At 58.9% G+C, this 18,499-nt stretch carries 31 protein-coding genes; 26 read left to right on the forward strand and 5 right to left on the reverse strand.

Going from position 1 to position 18,499, the window contains the following annotated elements:
- The first annotated feature begins 9 nt into the window (after positions 1-9).
- The 11 genes from JWU58_RS26785 (at position 10) to JWU58_RS26835 (ending at position 6,385) form a co-directional block, all read left to right on the forward strand.
- Positions 10-735, forward strand: coding sequence for a hypothetical protein (locus JWU58_RS26785; protein WP_206422249.1), 726 nt, complete (start codon positions 10-12; stop codon positions 733-735).
- Positions 736-738: 3 nt separating this feature from the next.
- Positions 739-1,914 carry a hypothetical protein gene (locus JWU58_RS26790; protein ID WP_206422250.1) on the forward strand — a complete coding sequence of 392 codons (1,176 nt, stop codon included), beginning with the start codon at positions 739-741 and terminating at the stop codon, positions 1,912-1,914.
- A 78-nt stretch (positions 1,915-1,992) separates the two neighbouring features.
- Positions 1,993-2,466, forward strand: a complete 474-nt coding sequence (locus JWU58_RS26795) for a hypothetical protein (protein WP_206422251.1) — start codon at positions 1,993-1,995, stop codon at positions 2,464-2,466.
- A gap of 2 nt (positions 2,467-2,468) precedes the next feature.
- The gene (locus JWU58_RS26800; protein ID WP_206422252.1) at positions 2,469-2,873 is read left to right on the forward strand and encodes a hypothetical protein; all 405 of its coding nucleotides are present in this window, start codon (positions 2,469-2,471) and stop codon (positions 2,871-2,873) included.
- A complete protein-coding gene (locus JWU58_RS26805; RefSeq protein WP_206422253.1) occupies positions 2,873-3,583 on the forward strand; it encodes a hypothetical protein in 711 nt (236 codons plus the stop codon). The genes JWU58_RS26800 and JWU58_RS26805 overlap by 1 nt, the downstream gene beginning before the upstream one ends.
- Before the next feature lie 56 nt (positions 3,584-3,639).
- Complete coding sequence (locus JWU58_RS26810; RefSeq protein WP_206422254.1) at positions 3,640-4,428, forward strand: hypothetical protein; 789 nt, start codon at positions 3,640-3,642, stop codon at positions 4,426-4,428.
- Positions 4,429-4,652: 224 nt separating this feature from the next.
- A complete protein-coding gene (locus tag JWU58_RS26815; protein WP_206422255.1) occupies positions 4,653-4,970 on the forward strand; it encodes a hypothetical protein in 318 nt (105 codons plus the stop codon).
- A complete protein-coding gene (locus tag JWU58_RS26820; RefSeq protein WP_206422256.1) occupies positions 4,942-5,205 on the forward strand; it encodes a hypothetical protein in 264 nt (87 codons plus the stop codon). Before JWU58_RS26815 ends, JWU58_RS26820 begins: the two co-directional genes overlap by 29 nt.
- Positions 5,171-5,752 (forward strand): glycoside hydrolase family protein, encoded by a 582-nt coding sequence (locus tag JWU58_RS26825; RefSeq protein WP_206422257.1) that lies wholly within the window; start codon positions 5,171-5,173, stop codon positions 5,750-5,752. The genes JWU58_RS26820 and JWU58_RS26825 overlap by 35 nt, the downstream gene beginning before the upstream one ends.
- The gene (locus JWU58_RS26830; RefSeq protein WP_206422258.1) at positions 5,749-6,096 is read left to right on the forward strand and encodes a hypothetical protein; all 348 of its coding nucleotides are present in this window, start codon (positions 5,749-5,751) and stop codon (positions 6,094-6,096) included. The genes JWU58_RS26825 and JWU58_RS26830 overlap by 4 nt, the downstream gene beginning before the upstream one ends.
- Positions 6,086-6,385 (forward strand): hypothetical protein, encoded by a 300-nt coding sequence (locus JWU58_RS26835; RefSeq protein WP_206422259.1) that lies wholly within the window; start codon positions 6,086-6,088, stop codon positions 6,383-6,385. Before JWU58_RS26830 ends, JWU58_RS26835 begins: the two co-directional genes overlap by 11 nt.
- On the opposite strand, the gene JWU58_RS26840 is transcribed toward JWU58_RS26835, so the two are convergent.
- The 5 genes from JWU58_RS26840 to rdgC all read right to left on the reverse strand — a co-directional run bounded on the left by JWU58_RS26840 (position 6,319) and on the right by rdgC (position 10,017).
- Positions 6,319-7,542: a tyrosine-type recombinase/integrase gene (locus JWU58_RS26840; protein ID WP_206422260.1), complete on the reverse strand. Its 1,224-nt coding sequence runs from the start codon at positions 7,540-7,542 to the stop codon at positions 6,319-6,321. The genes JWU58_RS26835 and JWU58_RS26840 overlap by 67 nt on opposite strands.
- Positions 7,543-7,866: 324 nt before the next feature.
- Complete coding sequence (locus tag JWU58_RS26845; protein WP_206422261.1) at positions 7,867-8,214, reverse strand: hypothetical protein; 348 nt, start codon at positions 8,212-8,214, stop codon at positions 7,867-7,869.
- A gap of 3 nt (positions 8,215-8,217) precedes the next feature.
- Positions 8,218-8,703 carry a hypothetical protein gene (locus tag JWU58_RS26850; protein WP_206422262.1) on the reverse strand — a complete coding sequence of 162 codons (486 nt, stop codon included), beginning with the start codon at positions 8,701-8,703 and terminating at the stop codon, positions 8,218-8,220.
- 2 nt (positions 8,704-8,705) lie between these two features.
- Positions 8,706-8,969 (reverse strand): hypothetical protein, encoded by a 264-nt coding sequence (locus JWU58_RS26855; protein WP_206422263.1) that lies wholly within the window; start codon positions 8,967-8,969, stop codon positions 8,706-8,708.
- 127 nt (positions 8,970-9,096) lie between these two features.
- Entirely contained in the window at positions 9,097-10,017 is a 921-nt protein-coding gene (gene rdgC, locus JWU58_RS26860) for a recombination-associated protein RdgC (protein ID WP_206422264.1), read from the reverse strand.
- A 182-nt stretch (positions 10,018-10,199) separates the two neighbouring features.
- Between rdgC and JWU58_RS26865 the strand changes: the two genes are divergently transcribed.
- The 15 genes from JWU58_RS26865 to JWU58_RS26935 all read left to right on the forward strand — a co-directional run bounded on the left by JWU58_RS26865 (position 10,200) and on the right by JWU58_RS26935 (position 18,408).
- Positions 10,200-10,697, forward strand: a complete 498-nt coding sequence (locus JWU58_RS26865; RefSeq protein WP_206422265.1) for a hypothetical protein — start codon at positions 10,200-10,202, stop codon at positions 10,695-10,697.
- Positions 10,698-11,086: 389 nt separating this feature from the next.
- Positions 11,087-12,070 (forward strand): hypothetical protein, encoded by a 984-nt coding sequence (locus JWU58_RS26870; RefSeq protein WP_206422266.1) that lies wholly within the window; start codon positions 11,087-11,089, stop codon positions 12,068-12,070.
- Positions 12,067-12,474 carry a Ref family recombination enhancement nuclease gene (locus tag JWU58_RS26875; RefSeq protein ID WP_206422267.1) on the forward strand — a complete coding sequence of 136 codons (408 nt, stop codon included), beginning with the start codon at positions 12,067-12,069 and terminating at the stop codon, positions 12,472-12,474. Before JWU58_RS26870 ends, JWU58_RS26875 begins: the two co-directional genes overlap by 4 nt.
- Before the next feature lie 122 nt (positions 12,475-12,596).
- On the forward strand, positions 12,597-12,950 hold the full coding sequence (locus JWU58_RS26880; RefSeq protein ID WP_192096981.1) for a hypothetical protein: 354 nt from the start codon (positions 12,597-12,599) through the stop codon (positions 12,948-12,950).
- Between the two features lie 9 nt (positions 12,951-12,959).
- Positions 12,960-13,226, forward strand: a complete 267-nt coding sequence (locus JWU58_RS26885) for a hypothetical protein (protein WP_206422268.1) — start codon at positions 12,960-12,962, stop codon at positions 13,224-13,226.
- Positions 13,223-13,876, forward strand: a complete 654-nt coding sequence (locus JWU58_RS26890; RefSeq protein ID WP_206422269.1) for a hypothetical protein — start codon at positions 13,223-13,225, stop codon at positions 13,874-13,876. The genes JWU58_RS26885 and JWU58_RS26890 overlap by 4 nt, the downstream gene beginning before the upstream one ends.
- A complete protein-coding gene (locus tag JWU58_RS26895) occupies positions 13,873-14,259 on the forward strand; it encodes a VVA0879 family protein (protein ID WP_206422270.1) in 387 nt (128 codons plus the stop codon). The genes JWU58_RS26890 and JWU58_RS26895 overlap by 4 nt, the downstream gene beginning before the upstream one ends.
- Positions 14,256-14,951 (forward strand): hypothetical protein, encoded by a 696-nt coding sequence (locus tag JWU58_RS26900; RefSeq protein ID WP_206422271.1) that lies wholly within the window; start codon positions 14,256-14,258, stop codon positions 14,949-14,951. The genes JWU58_RS26895 and JWU58_RS26900 overlap by 4 nt, the downstream gene beginning before the upstream one ends.
- 56 nt (positions 14,952-15,007) lie before the next feature.
- The gene (locus tag JWU58_RS26905) at positions 15,008-15,175 is read left to right on the forward strand and encodes a hypothetical protein (RefSeq protein WP_206422272.1); all 168 of its coding nucleotides are present in this window, start codon (positions 15,008-15,010) and stop codon (positions 15,173-15,175) included.
- On the forward strand, positions 15,157-15,723 hold the full coding sequence (locus tag JWU58_RS26910) for a hypothetical protein (protein ID WP_206422273.1): 567 nt from the start codon (positions 15,157-15,159) through the stop codon (positions 15,721-15,723). The genes JWU58_RS26905 and JWU58_RS26910 overlap by 19 nt, the downstream gene beginning before the upstream one ends.
- A complete protein-coding gene (locus JWU58_RS26915; RefSeq protein ID WP_206422274.1) occupies positions 15,720-16,127 on the forward strand; it encodes a hypothetical protein in 408 nt (135 codons plus the stop codon). The genes JWU58_RS26910 and JWU58_RS26915 overlap by 4 nt, the downstream gene beginning before the upstream one ends.
- On the forward strand, positions 16,124-16,549 hold the full coding sequence (locus JWU58_RS26920) for a hypothetical protein (RefSeq protein ID WP_206422275.1): 426 nt from the start codon (positions 16,124-16,126) through the stop codon (positions 16,547-16,549). Before JWU58_RS26915 ends, JWU58_RS26920 begins: the two co-directional genes overlap by 4 nt.
- Complete coding sequence (locus JWU58_RS26925; protein ID WP_206422276.1) at positions 16,546-16,938, forward strand: ASCH domain-containing protein; 393 nt, start codon at positions 16,546-16,548, stop codon at positions 16,936-16,938. Before JWU58_RS26920 ends, JWU58_RS26925 begins: the two co-directional genes overlap by 4 nt.
- Entirely contained in the window at positions 16,931-17,782 is an 852-nt protein-coding gene (locus JWU58_RS26930) for a DUF7168 domain-containing protein (RefSeq protein WP_206422277.1), read from the forward strand. The genes JWU58_RS26925 and JWU58_RS26930 overlap by 8 nt, the downstream gene beginning before the upstream one ends.
- Positions 17,779-18,408 (forward strand): hypothetical protein, encoded by a 630-nt coding sequence (locus JWU58_RS26935; RefSeq protein WP_206422278.1) that lies wholly within the window; start codon positions 17,779-17,781, stop codon positions 18,406-18,408. The genes JWU58_RS26930 and JWU58_RS26935 overlap by 4 nt, the downstream gene beginning before the upstream one ends.
- Positions 18,409-18,499: the final 91 nt, after the last annotated feature.

The raw sequence follows: 18,499 nt of genomic DNA on the forward strand, positions 1-18,499 counted from the left end.
GGGGGTTTTATGGATCAGTTAGTGCGTAGCGTCGTCTCGCAAACCGCGGTAGTTGCTGCTCTGTTTGCAGCGCCGCCAGCACCACCAGCGCAGCAAGAGAATCAGCAGCACGCTGCCATGCTGGACAGCGCCAACAACAAGGATTCGAGCAACACCGAGTTCGTATTTACCGAGGAAATGCGTCAGGACGCCGTGAGCATTGTTCACGAATGGGCCGAAGCTGAGCTGGACGAAGGCGAGGGCTACGGCGATCGCCTGTATGCCCTGTGCGTCGGTACCGCTACCGATGATGACGCAGACCTGACGGATGAACAGTCCGAGTACGTGGCCGCGGTCGCTGAGCTGGTGGGCGACTACCTGCAAGAAACCGGCGTTCCGGAGGCGGACGTCGACGCGCTGCTCGATGGCGAAGTGATTTTCGGCAACGAGCCGGCCGCCCGTGTTCACGACGTGCTGCTGGATAAGCTGCCGCAAGGTGATGACGCGATGATCGACGCCGCCGGCAAGTTCGTCGTGGGCGATGACGACACCATGCTCGATGCCACTTACCGCAAGGTTGTTGCCATCCGTGGCGGCAAGAAGGTACGCATCAAGAAGCGTGTAGGCGGCACCGTGCGCCTGACCGCTGGCCAGAAGGCTGCCGTTCGCAAAATGCAGATGAAGGCGTTTTCTGGACAGGCCAAGATGAAGCGCGCGAAGTCGATGCGCATTCGCCGCCGCATGCTGGGCAAGTAACCCATGGTCGACCTTAGCCTGGACAGTCTCGGCAAATCGGTTGGCGCATCGATCAAGGGTGTGGCCGGTACCGCTGCTGGGGCGACGTCCAACAAACTGCTAGGGTCGGCTGCCGGTTTTGTCGGCCGCACCGGTTCCGGTGTGGTCACTGGTGCTATCGACGCAGGCCTGGCCAGCGTCGATAGCATGCTGGGCGGTACCGCCAACCGGAAGGCGCTCGAAGGGGCGGCCGGTTCGGTGGTCGGCACCGTTTCCGATCTTTTTTCGGGGAAAACGTCCGTCTCAGCCCTGATGGACACCGCCAAGGGCAAGATTGACGGCTTGATTGAGGGCGACAACCTCTACAAAACCGTCGGCAATGTCATGGGGGTCAGCGGCGACTTTATCCCGGGGCTCAAAACCCTGAGCAGCGACCTCGGCAGCGACTGGGGCAGCCTTTCGCCGTTGCTGTTGGGCCGGGTATTCGTGTGCGACTCCAAAGGCGTGGCGGATATCACCGAGTTTGCCGGCGTCTTTGGCGCGCTGAGCGATGGCAACATCGAAGTCGCCCAAAACTGGCAGTCTCCCTTCGAAAACACCGGGCCCGACACCAAGGCGCCAGCCTTGGCCGGCATGCTGCAATCCGGATCGCTTGTTCCGGTTCTCAATGCGTTGCAGGCTGTCAGCCCTTTCAAGGAGGGCGCGATTGCCGACATGCTCAACACCGGCTCCGACAAGCTCAAGGCCGCGGTGAAAGAGCTGGAAGGGCGTACCGGTATCACCAAGCTCAACTCCCGCCAGGTGTTTTCGGGCATGCCACCGGTAAAGCTCAATTTCACCCTGCATTTCCGGGCGATGAGCAGCGCACTGACCGAAGTTGAAGCACCGCTGGCGCGGTTGCTCGAATGGGTTTTCCCGCAGGAGCTGGCCGAGGACGGGATTCTGTCCGAGGTGCTGCAGACCACCAAGGACGTGGATTCGTTTATCAAAGCCTTGTTCCCTTCGAAGGCTCCCAAGCTGCTGGGGCTGACGTATGCCGGCCGAACCTACGCGCCGGTGGTGATCGAGAGCATCAATTTCCCGCTCGATGCGCCGAAGGACTCCAACGGCAACTACATCGCGTTGCCGGTGCAGGTGGCCATGGCCACGCTGACCGCGCTCGACCGGGCCGATATCAAGCGCTTTTTCACCCGCCAATAACACGCAAACCCCGCACAAAGGCGGGGTTTTTTACGTGTGAGCATAGCCCCTGTTTGTACTCAATCAGAGGGTTGCCCGATGGCTACTGAAAAATTTGGCGTATTAAGCCGCACGTTCCAAAACATCAAGGATATGGGCAAAAAAGCCGTCCAGGCTGACGCCACTATCGTATTCGACGACTTCCCCGACATGGTGTTGCTGATCAAGCAGTTCCCGTGGCCGGTCGCTACGCCAGGCGATGTGGTGGAGTTTTTCGGCCCGATCGGTCAGAAGATGGTTCAGCCATCGCAGAACAAGACCAAGCAGGAAGGCCCGGTGGCCATCTACGAGACAGAGAACAACCACTGCAGCGAGTTCCTGAAAAAGGTGATCGAATCAGGCGCTCAGCAGAACGCCACCGTCTACGCCGGCCGGCCTGAGAGCTACACCAAGAAAGAAGAAATCAAAGACGCCTGCCTGATCATGGATACGCCCGATCGCGACTGGGAAAACGAAACCCAAGTGCTGATCTGCCAGGGAACGCTGCACTTCCACTGGTTTGCGAATCAGTAACCATGAAACTCAGCCAGTTGGTAGAAAAGTACGTCGCGGTGCTGCCGATTGGCAGCGTGCTGGATGACGATCAAATCACCAGGAGTCTGCGTGAAGCCGTGCGCAAGTATTGCGGCTATGCGCGCCTGGCCAACGCCACCAGCGCCGACGGCATACACACTCCGATTGATGAGACAAACACCACCGAGGGCGCCCAAGACTTCGATCTGACGCCCAGTGAGTTCGCAATCATCGAGCCGCTGTGGAAAATGAAACTGGCGCTCGAGAACGCCACGGCTCTGGAGGCCTCGCGCAGCCAGGGTGCCGATCCGTTCGGCATTTCCGCCGCCGAAGCTCAGGCCGCCATCACCACCCTTGAAGAACGCCTGCCGCAGCAGTGTTTCTCCTTTGAGGTGAGGTCGATCTGATGGCCAACATCTTCGAACGGCTGGCGTACCAGGGCGCGGAAAAGTTTCTGCCCAAGGGCGGGCTCAACTCGAAAATCCAGAAGTTCGCATCTGCCGGGCGTGACCTGCTCAACGGCAAGCTGAACAGCGCCGCCAACAAGGTGATGGACAACGTATTGGGCCGCAGCGCGAAGTTCGGCGGCGGTGGCGACAACATCATTCTGGCCGGCGTCACCTGGTCGAAGCTGATCCAGATGTATGAGGAAGCCCAAGGGATTCAGCGCGAGCGCACGAACCTTTGGCACATCGGTGTTGAGCCGATCGCAAAGATTGGCGCGCCGCGGGTCAACCTGCTGGCAACCGAAGTCTCCTACAACGGCGTGCAGCTGGGGTATGACCCGGTAAAGGTCGGTTCTGGCTTCACCATGACGCCGACCGGCGCCGAAGCGGTCGAAGTGCGTATCACCTGCTACGACGCCGACGGCGAAATCAAGGATTGGTTTGACCAGCTCCGGGCTGCTGCAGTGCATCCGGACGGGACGTTTGGCCTGCCATCCGAATACACCAACAAAATCACCATCACCCACGGCGTCGTCGAGGAAGGCCGCGGCTATTCCGCCGGCTGGGTACTGGTGCCTGTGTCCTGTGAAGTCAGCCTGGCGCGCAACATCGACGAATTCACCGCGCTCAACCTCACGTTCACGCAATCCGAATCCTTTGGTGCCCTATGAAGTACATCCCCCCGATCAATACACGGCGTCTGTCGATCGAGCTGACTGAGCTGGACATGGACGATATTCAGGATCTGTGCGAAATCCCGGCCGTGTTCGACCAGCGCACCGCCAGCGTGCTGTTGAGCCGCATTGCTCGCTCCAGCGATCGACCAGGTGCTGTGACTGACCCGCGCCTGTGGTCGGTCAACGAGCGCATGTATGTGATCGGCAGCTACATGGCGGCCACACGCGACGACGGGCCGGACTTCCCCCTGGGCGAGGGTCACTTCAGCGACTACTTGCTCCTCAACACCGATTATCCCGACCAGGTTGAGTTCGAGCATGAAGGCAACACGCTGATCTACACCCCGCTGCTGGGTTACCAGGCGGAAATCATCGAAACCCTGATCGCTGACGGCACCTACAAAAAGACGGCTTACAGCTGGTGGTGCGGCGCGATCGCGGCATGCGTGCGTGGCGTTGATGAAGAGCCACTGGTGTACGTCGATGACGGCAGCAGCGAGAAGGTGCTGATCGAACGCATTGCCGGCGTGCGCAAGCTCAAGGACAGCCAGTTTGTGGGCCTGTTTGATGCCTACCTTCTGGCTGCACAGCGCGCCGCCCATTTTGTGTACGCCATCACCAGCGAATACGGCGTGCTGGCCGCTCAAGTATCTGACGTCAGCGAGGGGGTGCCAGAGCTTGCACCGGCCCGATTTCCTGCCCATTCCGCCATCAGCGAACGATCGCGTGAGGTTATGGGATTCGATCAACTCGACCAGAGCGGAGCTGGCGCTGTACTTCCAGCAGGATCTGGTGGGGTGCGGGCGCCTGACCACGACGAAGGTGCAGGCCCTGTTTGAAAGCAAGCCGTTCGAGCTATGGAAGAAGAACCGCGAGCATGAAAACAAGTACGCAAACGCGCAGCTTTCGCGGCTTGACGCGGTAATCAAATCAGTCGGGAACGTGGCGGAAATCATCGCCAAATCTGGGCGAAAGCCCTTCTAACGCGCAAACCCCGCGACAGTGGCCAATGCGCATCAGTAGACAATATGGGCAAACCATCATGGGTATACAGGACAGCAAAATGGCCGCTGACGCTAAGCGAATTATGGAGACGCCACTGGCCAAATTGGCGCTGGGGATCGTCCAGACCTGTGTTGCCGGGCTGCTGATTTCGATCTGCACAGGCATCTACAACAAGCTCGACGGCATCCTCACGTCGATCAACACCATCAACAAGGATATCGCGCTCATTCAAAGCGATCTGCGCCAGCAGAGCAGCGCTACGTCGACGCTGAGGTTCGATGTCGATGCGCTCAAGAAGACAACGTATCAGCTCGAAATTCGAGTGGAACAAATGGAACGGGAACAGGGTGGAAGCCGTGGGCGGAAAGAAGGTTAAGAGCTGGGTTCAATGGCTCAAGCCTTACAACACACACCTGATCGCACTGGGTTTCGTGCTGGACGGTGTGGCGGTGGCTTGGGTGTATTTCGAAACACTGCCTATCCCGCCATGGATGTATGGCGTGGCCACCGGGCTGTTGAAGATCGCCAATCTGGGGATCCATTTCATCAACAAAAAATTGATCGAGGAGGGCGGCGATGACAGCCAGGCCGACGCAGCAGCAAGTCAGTAGCACCATCCTCGATGTGGGCAAACGCAACAAGAAAACCGCCGTGGCGATCGCGCTGGCGCTCTCTGTTGCCGCCACTGAGGGCACCCGCCTGACCGTCTACGACGATGGGCTGGGGATCCCGACAGTCTGCATGGGGAAAACCGGCAAGGACGTCCAGTTTGGGCAGCCGGCGCGCACCCTTCCGGAGTGCGCGCAGGGCCTGTTCGAGCGGCTGGAAACGAACCACCAGTTTTTGGTGGCCAAGCTGCCGGCGATCAAGACCAGCGCCGGGCCGATCGGCTTCGATCAGCTGACCGAGGGTGAACAGCAGGCCTATAACCTGCTGCTGGACAACTTGGGCACTGGAAAAAAAGGCGTCAAGGATGGGCTGTTTGCTCTCAAGAAGTCGGGCGAAGAAAGCACCATGATGAAGCTGCTGCGTCAGGGTCGCCGCCGCGAGGCCTGCGCCCAGATCATGCAGTGGTTAAAGCCGAAGTGGATGCCGGGCATCGAGAAGCGCCGCACGCATGAAACAGCGCTGTGCCTGCGCGATCTGGGGCCGGTGTGAACATCTGGGCCGGCCTGGCGCTGGCGCTGTTGCTGATCTTCGCCGGTACCAAGGTGTTCGATGCCGGCAGCGCGTCACGCAACGAGGAGGTCAAGAACGCGGCCGACCTGCTCAGTGCCGAGCAAGAGAAAGTCAGGACGCTGCAGCGTGCGCTGGAAGTCTCCAACGAAAAGGTAGCCCAGTTCGCCAAGGATCAGAAAGCGGCCGAAGAGCAGCGGGCGCAAATGCGCCAGGAGGCGAAAGCCGAGGACGATATCGAGGCCGAGCATGTCCGGGCGGCTGAGGCGGTGAACACCAGCGCCGACGACGTTTTACGTGCCTATTGGGGGGATGATGAACAGTAAACTGCTGGCCAGCGTTGTGCTGGCGGTGGCGGTTGCCGGGTGCACATCAAAAGCGCCCGAGCCGACCGTCCAGATTGAAATTCGTGAAGTGCTGGTGCCGCAAAAGTGCATCAAGCCCGAGGAAATCCCCGCCAAGCCCGAGTATCTGACCCGTGTGGGCCCATACCCGGGAGGTGCCGCCGCGGCCAAGATACTGGCGCGCGACTTCAAGGCGGCGAAAGCCTACGGCCGCTCTATGGAAGTGCTTTTGGTTGGCTGCGCTCTGGATGCGGTGCGCGCCACCGAGTGACGGTTTGGTGAAATCCGTTCGGTAGCGTACTTGGCCCAACGATCCATCAGTGGGCGGCGCTTTTCGAGCGAGTTGCCGCGGTTGTAGGCGCGGGTCGTCTCGTTGCCGATCGTGTGAGACAGGGCCTTCTCACAAATCTCCGACGGGAAGTCGGTTTTCTCTTCTGCCCACATACGGAACGTCGCGCGGAACCCGTGCACAGTGCAGCCGGTTTCGTACTTGGCCAGCAGCCGGCGCAGGGCGTTTTCGGCCATCGTGTTGTTCAGCTTGCGGTTCGGGAAGATGTAATTGCTCCGGCCGCGGGTGTTCACGTCCTTCAACACTGCCATGGCTTGCTCAGTCAGTGGCACCTGGTGCGGCTCGCTGTTCTTCATGCGCTCGGCCGGCACTGTCCAGGTCTGTGTTTCAAAATCGATTTCGTCCCATTTGGCGCCCATCGCTTCGGTGGTGCGGGCGGCCGTGAGGATCAGAAATTGGAGGCAGCGCGCGGCGCGGGTGTCGTCACCCTCGATCCGGCTCATAAACTCCGGAAGCGCATAATACGGCATGGATTCTAAAGGGACAGTTGCGATCGCCACATTGGAAAGCACGTTTTTGAGGTGCCCGCGCCAGCGCGCCGGGTTCTCGCCTTCGCGGTGACCGCGAGTCTTCGAGAAGTCAATTACGCGTTCCATACGGTTACGGACACGGCGGGCAGTTTCCGGTTTATCGCGCCAGATCGGGTCTAAAACCTTCAAGATGTCGTCTGTATCGACGTCTTTGATAGGCTTGGAACCGATGACTGGGAATGCATGATCGCGCAGGGAATTGCACCACTGATCGGCGTGTTTCGTCGACCAGCCAGCGCGGTTTCGCTCTACGAAGGCGTAGGCCTCTTCTTCAAAGGTCGGAGGTGTAGCGGTAGGTTTCTGTTTGGCGGCAAGCGGGTCAATCCCGTTTTTCACCATAACGCGAAGCTCAAGCGTTGCTTTGCGAGCATCGGCCAGAGATACCTCAGGAAAGGAACCAAGCCCAGCATCATGGCGAGCGCCATTGAGCTGATAACGACAGATCCACGATTTGGTACCGCCCTGAGTTACACGCAGGAGGAGGCCGTTTTTATCGTGATACTTGCCCGGGATGGTTATCTTCTCGATTGTCCTTTGATTGAGCGACATGATGTTCAGCCTTTATGCAGGTGTATGGTGCGATGCGTTCGTGGGCGTTCCGTGGCATGGGTATTCCTGGGAGAACAATTTCTAGACGTAGGTTTTTAAAGCGTTAGGTATTACACAGAAAAGGTCGCGGATTTTGCACTAAGTACCGGGGATATCATATCCCCGAACGTTTGGCCTTTTTCCCCAGTGTTTAAAGGGGTTTCGGCCGGTCGATCAAGCTGGAACCCACACCGTGCCCCACAGCCAACGTTAGAACGTTTGTAGAGGTTGGCATGGGGAAGTTCCCGAATAAAGGGTTTTTTTCCGATAAACGGTATGTTTATTTCAGTAACTTTGTGCTTTTCCGGCTTGTAGGTAAGCCCGGTAGTTATCGATACCGCCCAAAGTTTCGATAAGTGCTTGAACGTGCTGCCTTTCTGCCATCATTCGGCGTTGTAACTTGTCATTCTGTAACTCTGCCTGGCGTGTTTGAGCGCTCGAAAGTGCCTCGCCTATTTCGATCGGAGCCCGGTACGCTGCCGAAGTGCAGAAAATCATGGTCAGCATGCCAAGTACCAGGCGCAGCCGCCTGGATGTTTTGGCCGACGTTGGGTTGATCGCTTTGTTTGGGTGTTTCGCCCGATAGATGAACGCGGAACAGATGGCCAGCGCCAAGAGGGGGAGGGTATACATAATTCAGCCCTTGTATTCAAAGTGGATTAACCAGCACCAGGGGTTCGAATCTGCTGGCGCTTCCGGCATCGTCCGCGCCCAGTAGTCCAAGAACTCCCCTTGCGACCGATAGCCGCATGCACGCCATTGGCGGTGATCGAGGTCATTCAATCGTGCCACGCCCATGGCCAAAACTATCCCCGTACCAATGCGGGACAATTTTTGCTGAGGCAGATCCTTCAACAGCTCGAACGCGTTACCCACCCGAATCGGGGCTATGTCCGAACCTATCAACCCCATGCTGAACGCCAGCTTAACCGCACGCATTAGCGCCGGCCCGTCGTCTGGGCTGATCCCGTATGCCGCCAGCTCTACCTGGTTGATATACGGTTGGGGGCTGAACGGAACAACCACCAGATTGGCAGTGCCACATTGCACTTTGGCGCCGATCTGGGGCGAAAAGATCATTTTTTGAAGCGTGAAGTCCAGATTCTGTATGTCTACGCGCATGGTCACCGGCTCTGCATGTCGAAAGTGACCCGATCAGGCTGGGCCTGATACTCGAGCGCGAAAGCAGTCTGGGCGTCAGTCAGCGCGAGCAGAATCGCCTGAATGGCTTGCTGCAAAAGCAGTGGCTGTCCCTTGTCGCTTGACCAGCTGCAGGCCATCGCGTCACCGGTGGCGCCGCTGACCGTAATTGTTCCAAACCAGTGAACGGGTTTCTTCGGCGCCTTGCCGGTTTTCGTCCGGTGGCGGCCGTTAAACACAACACGCATTTCGGGGGGATTCCTTGATTATCCGTGGCTTGCGCTTGATAATGCGCAGGCAAATCTCTGGCTGAGTATTTGCGGGAAAGGGCCGTGCTACCTCGGTAGCGCGGCTTTTTTTCGCCTGCGATTTGGGTCAGACCGCTTGCGGAATCTCTTCGCCGCCCAGCGCATCGAGCAATGCCGGCACGAAGTCGCGGAAGGTCAGCATCATCAGCACAAAACTGGCGTCGAGCTGGCCAGCTGCATCATCGCCGCCGTCAGCGTTGGCCTTGTCTTTCAGCAGATCCTCAAAGCGCAGGCCTGTGATGGTCATTTTCTCGTTCAGCACGAAGGACAATTTGGCGTCCCAAGCGAGAGACAGGCTGGTAACGATCTTTCCGGTGGCCAGGTGCATGCGGATTTCTTCGCTGGTCAGATCCTGCCGGGTGGCTTTGATTGAGCCGCCATCTTCGTGGGTGTCACTCAGTACCGCGCGATCGAGGGCGTAGAAGTTGTCCGGCGTTTTTTCGGTCTGGAGCCAGGCCGTCATGGATGCCGGCGGTGCAATGCTCACGGTGACCGGCCGCACGGGCAAGGTGCCGAGTACTTCACGCAGAGTCGACAACAGATCCTCTGCCCGGGCTGGCGATGAGGTGTTGACCAAGACCAGGCCCGCTTCGACGTCGATCGCGGCAGTAAGGCTGCTACGGCGGATGAATGCCCGGGGCAGCAGCTCCTGAGTCACTTCGTCCTTGATCTGGTCGCGTTCCTTTTTGTAGACCTTGCGCAGTTGCTCGGCCTCGATCGCTTCGACCTTCTCCCGAACGGCGTCACGCACCACGCTGGCGGGCAGATTGCGCTCTTCCTTACGGGTGGCGATCAGCGTAAACCCGTGGCTGTGATGCACCAGCGGGGCGTCGTCACCCTTGCCGATCGGCGCGACAAAGCCGTAGGTATTCAGTTCTTGCGATGCTGGCGGTCGGGCGCGTTTGGTGCACAGGGCCTTTTCCAGCGCTTCCAGGTCAACAGCGAGAGGCTGAGTGAGGCGGTAGAGCAGCAGATTGGTGAAAAACATGCGGTTTGGATCCTTATCGTGAGGAATCGAGCTTTTCGGCGCCGAAATGTACGGGGAGTGGCGCCTAAAAACTATCCCCGTACATTGGTGCTTGTCACGATAAGGCGTTTTGACATTAAAAACAGCCGTTTAGTGTTATCTGGTTTAAGATCGAGTGGGATTCTGAACAAAGCGATAACTTGATGAACATTGAAGTATTTGAAGGAGCAACCACGGTCGACGAAGCTGTCGCCGCCGCGCAAGGCGCACGGCGTCAACGGCTGATTCTGTACGTCGATCTGAAAGGCGAGGGGGTGCGGTTAAACCTGCTGACGCACCTGGCAGACAAGGAACGCAAAATGTTCTCAAACCAGCTGAGCGTGGCCATCAACGATCGGTCAGGCATACCGGAAAGGCTTGCTCGACGCCTGGAACAGGTGATCAACCTGCCATTCGGGTGGTTCGACCAGCCGTTTCCGGAGCGTGAATTGCGCGCATCGATCGCGCGTGGCGTGCGTCTACGACGAAAGTTGAACATGTACGATCTGGATCATAAATTTCTGCGCTCCAGCAAGCTGAAAATGCAGCAAATTCAGGGGGCTCCGAGCGGTGAACGCGGGGTTTCGAAGGCGCTTTATCTGCAGGTTGTGGCGGCGCTGATTCCTAAAAAGGTCAAGCCGAACAAGGATGTAGGCGGGTAAATTGCTTTAGACGATGATGCTGGCCGTGTGATATACAGCACGCCAAATTGCAGCGATGCAGACGTAACATCAAAATGGAGGCGAAAAAAAAGAACCCGACCCGGCAAGGTTTAGAGGGTTCTTTTTCCTGAAGCATATGAGAAATCTTACAAACACCTTTCGTCCGGGAAGCGATCCTTGCTTGCCTTTTGCTCGAAGGATTCGACGCAAAAGGGGGCTTACTTGTTTGTAGCCCGAGTATACCACAGGGACTGGCTCTGCCAACGTTCCGGCCTTATTCCACGCGCCTTTAGCACCGATTCTCAGGATAAACCTGACGGATCCGTACAGCCGCGTGCGAAAAACCTTACAAAATCGTCTAGAGCATCCGAATTTCAAGGGGGTGCTCGATGAGCATCGTTCGCGCAGCACGCAAAAGCCAGTTCTACACCCTACCGACCGCCACCATCGAAGATGACCGTCTTTCGTGGGAAGCCCGCGGCCTTTTGGTGTACCTGTTGAGCAAGCCCGACAAGTGGGTGGTACAGCCCCGGGATCTGGTGAACCGCACCAAGAACGCGATCGGTAAGTCAGCTGGCAAGGACAAGGTTTACAGCATCATCAACGAGCTACGTGCTGCGGGTTACATCTACCGTGAGTTCAAGCGCGAGGGCGGCAACTTCGTCGGTGTTGATTATGAAGTCTCTGAAACGCCTGATTTAGAGGCCGCCGAGGAGTACCGGCTTGAGAGGGAAGCGAAGGCCAATCCACCGTTTCCGGATTTGCCGGAAACGGTGGTACCGGTTACGGCGTCAGCGGAAACGCCATTGCCGATTACGGCAAAGCCCGAAACATTAGATAAGACTCAAAGAGCATCAAGGATTGAAAAAGCAGGAAAGAATACGGGTGACCTGGTGCAGCCAGAGAACTACCCGGCAAACCCTGCCAGCAAGTCCTACGCCGCCTGGCACGCATACGCTTCGGCTTACCGAGAGCGCTATAAACAATGGCCACTGTATAACCGTACAGTAGCTGGGCAAATTTGCAAGATGGTCGACCGTGTAGGCGAGCAGGCGCCATCGATCGCGGCGTTCTACGTCTCCAAGGAACACGCGGGCTCTGTCGTCGATAAGTGCCACCCGGTTTCCTTGCTCCTCCATGGCTGCGAGGGCTACGCCACCAAAGCGGCGCTGGCTGAAAAGAGCCAAAAGCGGGCTGGACAGGTTCAGGCGCTGGCCACGGCATCCGTGCACATCGCCCCACCTCCTGCGCTGGCTACGGAGGCCACGCCAGCAGTCAACCCAAGCGTGGTAGGGCGTGCGGCGCTGGATCAGCTGCTTGGCAAAGCCCGGATCAGTCCCGACAGCAGCTCAGCTGCTGGGGGTGCCCAATGATCGCCGGCAAGCACAAGACCATTGCTGAGGAGCAGTGGCACCACGACGTCGCCGATATCTGCGGGTGCATCTGCTGCCTGCTGGACGGCCGGCCGCGCGACTACACCCTGCCTGCGCATGTCTCGATCCACCACTGTGATGGTCGCACCAAGGCCCATGCCCATTACTTCGTCCTGCCATTGTGCGCCGGCCATCACCAGCAAGGGCACGGCCCGGTGCCGTCCATGCTGGCGGTTCATGGTGTGAAAGCCCGGTTCATTGCGGAGTACGGCCGCGAAATCGAGCTGGTCGACGTGTGCGCGCAATTGGTGCGGGCGGCAAGCCGTGTGGTTCCCGGAGGTGTCGAGGCGCTGCTAGCCAAGTGGTATGCCAGCCAGCAGTACCAGGAAGCGCGAGCCAGCTGACAGTGGCGATTCTGGGGCGTTTCAGGCGCCAAAAACATAAAGGCGTATGCGCGTTAAAGTGTTAATGACGCGTTATCAAATTTATGTAATTATGCTTCGGTACTCAGCCAGAGATACCGAAAATGAAAAACCTTTTCATCGTTAGCCCCCTGTCTGCCGGCTTGCTGGCGCACCGGATGCGCTTTTTAGGGAATGCCGAACTGTTGGCGGACACTTTTGAATTCAATCCTCCGCCAGGCTTCGATGCCGAGAGCTGGGCCGATATGGCGCAAGCACTTGAGCAGGATCTGAATGCGGCCAAGGCCATCGAATTGACTCCGCCCGCCGTTGTGCTGTTGGTCGAGTCGCTGGAGGGCAACAGCTTTATTGGCCTCGCGCCGCCCAGCAAACGCGAGGGGTTGCGCTCCATGGCCAAGTTGCTGGCGGAACGCCTTGAGCCCCACATGGGCCGGCCTGTGCGTCCAGAGCTGAGCTGAGGATTACCAATGTTCAAGAATTTCGCAGCAAACAAACCAGAGCCAATGCAAACCCCGTTGGGAGAGGTGGTTTTTACGATCAGCTCCCGCGATCGCAACGGCATCCCCGAACACAGCGTGATTATCAACCATACTGAATCCGGCGTAATGGCGCTTTCCTTTGGCAAAGATATGGACGGGGATAGTTCTAAACGGATGGCCTGCGCAGATGCGGCCTACGACCTGTTCCTGACAGTGCAGGCGGTCAAACACCTGACAAGCGAGGCATCCGTATGATCGCCCCTAAACCCGCCTGGGCCAGCGCCATGCTGGATAGTGACCGGTTCGCTTTTAACGTCGGCGTCAGCTCAGCCCCCTCGAAAGTGCGCCTCACGCTGGTGCATGTGCGTCGTGAGATTCAAGTCTCGCTCGATGTTGCTGGCGCTGGAACCGAAGAGGATCTGGCCGCTTGCAAGGCGGATCTGTGCGAGCAGATGGCGCACCGGCTGATCGAGGTCAACCACACCGAACACGGCATTGGTCACTTCGCTCGCCTGCTGCGCTGTGAGTACGCCAACCGCTTGATTCAGGTGATTTCGAGCTACGGCCGCTGCCTGTTCTACTCCAAAAAGAACGACCAAGTGGCGTACCTGAGCTACGACCACCGGGTGTACCTGCATGACGAAGGCACTGGCCAGCGGATCGAGGTTCGCGCCGGCTGCCCATGGCCCGGGTTCAGCCACAACGGCACGATTCGCGATCTGGTCGAGCAGCTGCGCAACTACGTGATGCGGGCTCAGCGCCTTGATCCGGTCTACATCGGCATCGACAAGCTGCACGGCCCCGGCAATGTCTGGGGCTATCCAGACGATCAGATTCGCCTTTGCCGTCAGGCAGCCATGCGTTTGCCTGTGCTGGGCGCCGAATCGTCGGAGCGTGCCGCATGAGCCAAGCCAGAGAGATTACCCACGCTGAGTTCATTGCCGAATACCGCGCCCAGTCTGAAACCCGGGAGGGGATCGTTTTCATCTGCCCAGCATGCGGCACGCTGCAAAACGCGCTCGACCTGATCGCGGCCGGCGCCGGGGAGAAGTTCGAGGACGTCGGGGGCCAGATCGGGTTCACCTGCGTCGGGCGCCACCGAGGCCAAGGCTCGCCGTCCAAAGCGATCGCAGGGAAGGGATGCAACTGGACGCTGGGCGGGCTGTTCCAGATCCACACGCTGACGGTGCTGACCGCGGAAGGCGACAAACACCCCCATTTCGAGTTGGCCAGCCGTGAGCAAGCGGACGCCCACCGTGCACAACAGCAGGCCGGGGGTGACGCATGAACGTCGATCCCAAAGAAACCGGGCTGCCGCTCTGCGCTTCCCAAGCGCTGGCGGTACTGGACGGCCGAAAGAAGACGCACCGGGTGCCGGCGAAATTCAAGTTCATCGAGAAGGGTTTCCACCTGAGCGATCGGACGTTGAAGGTAGGTCACTGGCACCCGGGGATTCCAAACAGCGGCACCTTGCTCGGCACCGAGATTGCCGGCAAGTGGACTGATCGAACCCACCCCATCGACTGCCCTTACGGCTTGCCCGGCGATCGCCTGTGGTTGCAGGAGGAGTGGTGCAAGTACGGCGGGCTGGTGACCTTTCGTGCAGATGGTGACTGGATCGAGGAATACGCCCGCGACAAGCCTGAGGAGTTCGCAAAGCTCGCAAAGAAGGGCAAAGAGCCCAAATGGGCAGCCGCCGAGACGCTGCCTCAGGATCTGTCGCGCGCGCATCTGGAAATCACGGCGCAGCGCGTCGAGCGCCTGAAAGATATCACTCCAGAACAGGCGATCGCCGAGGGGCTGATGCTGCTGCCCGGCTCTCAGACGTACATCGTCGGCGTTGGCGATCAGTACGCCGGCATGGCCTCGGAAGATCCGCGCGAGGTCTATTTCTGGCTGTGGGCGCTGAACGGTGGCAACTGGAAATCGAACCCGTGGGTTTGGGTCATTGAATTCAAAAAAGTGGAGGACGCAGCGTGAGCGCTCGACAGGGTTTAGCAAGGACAAACACGATCATTTTGACCGGGAAAGCAGTCGTGAACTTCCGCAAAGTGATCAAGTACACGACCGACGATGACGTTGCGCAATTGAGGGCAAGCAACGACCTCAGGGAAGGGCAGATCGACAAATGTGACCTGCTCGATATCGAGTGGATTCACGACGATGTTGAAATGGAGGTCGAGCCATGCTCATCGATGACGTGATGACAGACAGAATCACCCTGCACGGCTTGGGGTTCGTGCAGGTTCAGCTGCAGGGCAATCAGCGTCTGCACGTCTGGCACCCTGAGTTGCCGCGCCGGGCTTGCTTCGCCCACTCGGCGATCCACGACCACCGGTTCAACTTCACTTCACGGGTGATCGTCGGCACTCAGCTCAACCACTGTTTCAGAATGGAGCGGTGCGAGGAAGGGGCCTACATGCTGTATCTGCACGAAGGCGCGCGCACGGCCTGCGGCGGCCGCCCCTGGACTCCGGACGGCCGGGCAAATTTAGTGCTTGACGGTCAGTTCAAGGTGGAAGCCGGCAACGATTACAACACCATCGCCTACGAATACCACGGCACCACTCCGGGCGGGGATGGCCGTGTGGCCACGATCATGGCGAAGCGCGGCGAATACCCGGCTGGCGCTCATTCCACCTGTACCTACGGCGTTCAGCCTGATACCGAGTTCGACCGGTACCAGTGGTCGCCAGCGCAGCTCTGGGAAGTCGTCAGCGATGTGCTGCTGGGCGTGAAGGTGCCGCGATGACCATCGACGTCGAAAAGTTTATCCGCGAGGTCGCCGGCAAAGGCTGGTCGAAGCTGATGACGCGCCAGGCGCTGGGCATCAGCTCCGTGAAGTTTGAGCAGATCCTGACGGCGATACCGGATGTTGCATGGCCCGCACCAGGTACAAGCGTGCGTTGCCGTGAATGGCAAGCCAGACGCGCGATCGATCGTACCGACCTCGATCGCAAAGACGGCGCCCGCGGGGGAAGGAAGTCTAGCGAGCGCCACATGCGCGAGGCCTTCGGAATGAAATCAACGATCGTAGGCTTTGCCGCTCAGTTCGGTCTGGGGCGCGAGCTGCTGCGCCGCCGAGTGCACAGCACCGGGAGCATGGAGAAAGCACTACGGATGTGTGGCGTGCAGCCACGGGAGGCAGAGCAATGACGGTCGATGTGGAGAAGTTCATTCGTGACGCCGCTGCGCGTAACTGGTCGCGAACTCAAACGCTTGAGGCGTTGGGCATTTGCCGTGAAACGTTTTACGCCATGCTCAAGGCGATGCCTCCGCTGGAGTGGGCAGCACCTGGTGCGTCTCTGGGCGCCAAATTGGCACATGAAGCGCGCCGCGGACATTGTAGCGATGCGCTGATGGTGCACCTCAAAGGAGTCCATGCACGCCGCCGTGAAAAACACTCCCACGATTACAACGGGCATCGCGGAACGATCGAGCAGCTGGCGCGTTATTCAGCTCACGGCGTCAGCGCCTCAACGATTCGCCGCCGAATGAGTGCCGGTATGAGCCTCGAACAGGCGATGTCCCTTCCCCAAACGCCGATCAACCGGCGCCGTAATGGATTCAACCAATGAAAGCACTGAGCATTCGCCAGCCGTGGGCATGGCTCATTCTGAACGGCGGGAAAGACGTGGAGAATCGCAGCCGCAACACCAAGCTGCGCGGGCGGTTCTTGATCCACGCCAGCAAAGGCATGACGCGCGCCGAATACAACGCGGCGAGCTGGATCGCCGGCCCTCAGGGAATCACCCTGCCGCCATTCGATGAGCTTGAGCGTGGCGGAATCGTCGGCTCCGTCGAGCTGGTGGACTGCGTGGATAGCAGCACCTCGCCCTGGTACATGGGCGAGAAGGCTTACATTCTGCGCGATCCGCGACCTATTCCGTTCCTGCCGTACAAGGGCCAGCTCGGCTTCTTCGAAATCCCAACCCATTTGCTGCCGCAAGGAGCCGCGCATGTCTGAATTTACTGAACAGGAGCTGGAGCGGGTAACCCGCAAGATCAAACACTGTCTCGCTCTGTCATCGAGCGCGAACGAACACGAAGCGGCGGCCGCGTTGCGCCAGGCGCAGGCGATGATGCGCAAGTATCGGCTGACCGAATCGGACGTGCACCTGAGCGACGTAGGCAAGACCGAAAGCGAGATTATCCAGGCGAAGCGCCCAGCATGGGATGTGTTTCTGGCTGCCGTGGTGGCCAAGGCCTTCCAATGCATCGTCCTGGAAAAGTCGACATGGTGTAAGACCGCGCTAAAGAAGCGTGTCCAGGCTGCATTCGTAGGCGTTTCTCCCGCACAGGACGTCGCCTGCTACGCCTACGAAACATTGCGGTTCAAGGTGACGACTGATCGCCAGGCGTACATGGCGCGAATCAGGGCCGGCGAAATTGCGCTTGGCCGCTTCACGCCAGAAACGCGGGCCAATCACTTCGCGCTGGCATGGGTGACCGCTGTTCGCGACAAGCTCCAGGCACTGGTACCGGCTTCAGATGACGCGCCTATTCCGGACGCCCCTCAAGGTAATGCCGCACCTGGTTACGATCCGGCGCGGCCAGATCAACCGCTGAACGAGCGAGACACCAGCGTATTGGTGCGTTCGGAAGCAAAGCACAACGAATTGATTGAAGAGTTCATGTTGCAGCTGAACGACGGCAAAGGCGTGGGCAAGAAACGAGAGCTGCCCAAGAAAAAAGCCAACAACATCGATATCGAAATGGGTACCAAGGCCGGCAATGACGTCGAGCTGCACCACGGCGTAACCACTGGCGGCAAGCAGCAATTGGCGCTGGGCGGGGAGGGCGTACTGTGACTGACGAATATGTGCTGCAGGACTCCCGCGGTAACACTGGTGATCGCTTGATGTTTCACGCGATCGGCGGCGCCGGCTACACGACCAATCTGGACGCCGCGCACCGCTTCACCAAGCGCGAGGCAGCCAACCACAACAGCTTCCGTGAAACCGATAAGCCGTGGCCGCTGGCGTACCTGGTGGAGCGTCACGAACTGGCGGTTGATTGCCAGTACGTCAAACCTGATGACGTACAGGCTGCGCTGGCGATCGAGGACAAGGCCTATCTGTGCGTCTCCGGCCGCTGGAATGGCAATGATTTGATCTGGCTTGCCGGCGACGGCGAACACACTGCCGACCTGAGCCATGCGAAGGTTTTCCCGCTAGACGTGGCTGTCTCCGTGTCGTCTCAGCATTCGGATGGCTTGAGGGCGATCCCGAAGGCCTTCGTCGACCAGCTGGCGCGCAAGGTTGTGCCCAGCGGCCGGGTAAACATCACGGCCGCGCTCAAGGGTACCGGTGTCACGCTGGCCAAGTCTCCGAAGGCCAGGCACGTATCCATGCGCTGCGATCATTGCGGGGCCTTTATCTCCGAGGCGCAACGCTTCGGTGACTGCCCGAAATGCAAGGGCTCGAACGCTCCCTAGAATTTAAGGCGCGCAAAACACAAAAGCGCTAATGACGCATTAGCGCTTTTGTGTAATTATGCTCTCGAGTCTCAGCCAGAGAGTAAGGATT

Source organism: Pseudomonas atacamensis (assembly GCF_017167965.1).
In the GTDB taxonomy this organism is placed as follows: Bacteria; Pseudomonadota; Gammaproteobacteria; order Pseudomonadales; family Pseudomonadaceae; genus Aquipseudomonas; species Aquipseudomonas atacamensis.

Bases quoted from the DNA above. Each gene is read 5' to 3' on its own strand.
- JWU58_RS26850 (WP_206422262.1), bottom strand. From the start codon at position 8,703: ATGCGCGTAGACATACAGAATCTGGACTTCACGCTTCAAAAAATGATC.
- JWU58_RS26875 (WP_206422267.1), top strand. From the start codon at position 12,067: ATGATCGCCGGCAAGCACAAGACCATTGCTGAGGAGCAGTGGCACCAC.
- JWU58_RS26915 (WP_206422274.1), top strand. From the start codon at position 15,720: ATGACCATCGACGTCGAAAAGTTTATCCGCGAGGTCGCCGGCAAAGGC.
- JWU58_RS26815 (WP_206422255.1), top strand. From the start codon at position 4,653: ATGGCCGCTGACGCTAAGCGAATTATGGAGACGCCACTGGCCAAATTG.
- JWU58_RS26835 (WP_206422259.1), top strand. From the start codon at position 6,086: ATGAACAGTAAACTGCTGGCCAGCGTTGTGCTGGCGGTGGCGGTTGCC.
- JWU58_RS26890 (WP_206422269.1), top strand. From the start codon at position 13,223: ATGATCGCCCCTAAACCCGCCTGGGCCAGCGCCATGCTGGATAGTGAC.
- JWU58_RS26845 (WP_206422261.1), bottom strand. From the start codon at position 8,214: ATGTATACCCTCCCCCTCTTGGCGCTGGCCATCTGTTCCGCGTTCATC.
- JWU58_RS26785 (WP_206422249.1), top strand. From the start codon at position 10: ATGGATCAGTTAGTGCGTAGCGTCGTCTCGCAAACCGCGGTAGTTGCT.
- JWU58_RS26900 (WP_206422271.1), top strand. From the start codon at position 14,256: ATGAACGTCGATCCCAAAGAAACCGGGCTGCCGCTCTGCGCTTCCCAA.
- JWU58_RS26790 (WP_206422250.1), top strand. From the start codon at position 739: ATGGTCGACCTTAGCCTGGACAGTCTCGGCAAATCGGTTGGCGCATCG.
- JWU58_RS26910 (WP_206422273.1), top strand. From the start codon at position 15,157: ATGCTCATCGATGACGTGATGACAGACAGAATCACCCTGCACGGCTTG.
- JWU58_RS26895 (WP_206422270.1), top strand. From the start codon at position 13,873: ATGAGCCAAGCCAGAGAGATTACCCACGCTGAGTTCATTGCCGAATAC.
- JWU58_RS26880 (WP_192096981.1), top strand. From the start codon at position 12,597: ATGAAAAACCTTTTCATCGTTAGCCCCCTGTCTGCCGGCTTGCTGGCG.
- JWU58_RS26810 (WP_206422254.1), top strand. From the start codon at position 3,640: ATGGACGATATTCAGGATCTGTGCGAAATCCCGGCCGTGTTCGACCAG.
- JWU58_RS26795 (WP_206422251.1), top strand. From the start codon at position 1,993: ATGGCTACTGAAAAATTTGGCGTATTAAGCCGCACGTTCCAAAACATC.
- JWU58_RS26885 (WP_206422268.1), top strand. From the start codon at position 12,960: ATGTTCAAGAATTTCGCAGCAAACAAACCAGAGCCAATGCAAACCCCG.
- JWU58_RS26865 (WP_206422265.1), top strand. From the start codon at position 10,200: ATGAACATTGAAGTATTTGAAGGAGCAACCACGGTCGACGAAGCTGTC.
- JWU58_RS26800 (WP_206422252.1), top strand. From the start codon at position 2,469: ATGAAACTCAGCCAGTTGGTAGAAAAGTACGTCGCGGTGCTGCCGATT.
- JWU58_RS26930 (WP_206422277.1), top strand. From the start codon at position 16,931: ATGTCTGAATTTACTGAACAGGAGCTGGAGCGGGTAACCCGCAAGATC.
- JWU58_RS26840 (WP_206422260.1), bottom strand. From the start codon at position 7,542: ATGTCGCTCAATCAAAGGACAATCGAGAAGATAACCATCCCGGGCAAG.
- JWU58_RS26870 (WP_206422266.1), top strand. From the start codon at position 11,087: ATGAGCATCGTTCGCGCAGCACGCAAAAGCCAGTTCTACACCCTACCG.
- JWU58_RS26855 (WP_206422263.1), bottom strand. From the start codon at position 8,969: ATGCGTGTTGTGTTTAACGGCCGCCACCGGACGAAAACCGGCAAGGCG.
- JWU58_RS26925 (WP_206422276.1), top strand. From the start codon at position 16,546: ATGAAAGCACTGAGCATTCGCCAGCCGTGGGCATGGCTCATTCTGAAC.
- rdgC (WP_206422264.1), bottom strand. From the start codon at position 10,017: ATGTTTTTCACCAATCTGCTGCTCTACCGCCTCACTCAGCCTCTCGCT.
- JWU58_RS26920 (WP_206422275.1), top strand. From the start codon at position 16,124: ATGACGGTCGATGTGGAGAAGTTCATTCGTGACGCCGCTGCGCGTAAC.
- JWU58_RS26825 (WP_206422257.1), top strand. From the start codon at position 5,171: ATGACAGCCAGGCCGACGCAGCAGCAAGTCAGTAGCACCATCCTCGAT.
- JWU58_RS26805 (WP_206422253.1), top strand. From the start codon at position 2,873: ATGGCCAACATCTTCGAACGGCTGGCGTACCAGGGCGCGGAAAAGTTT.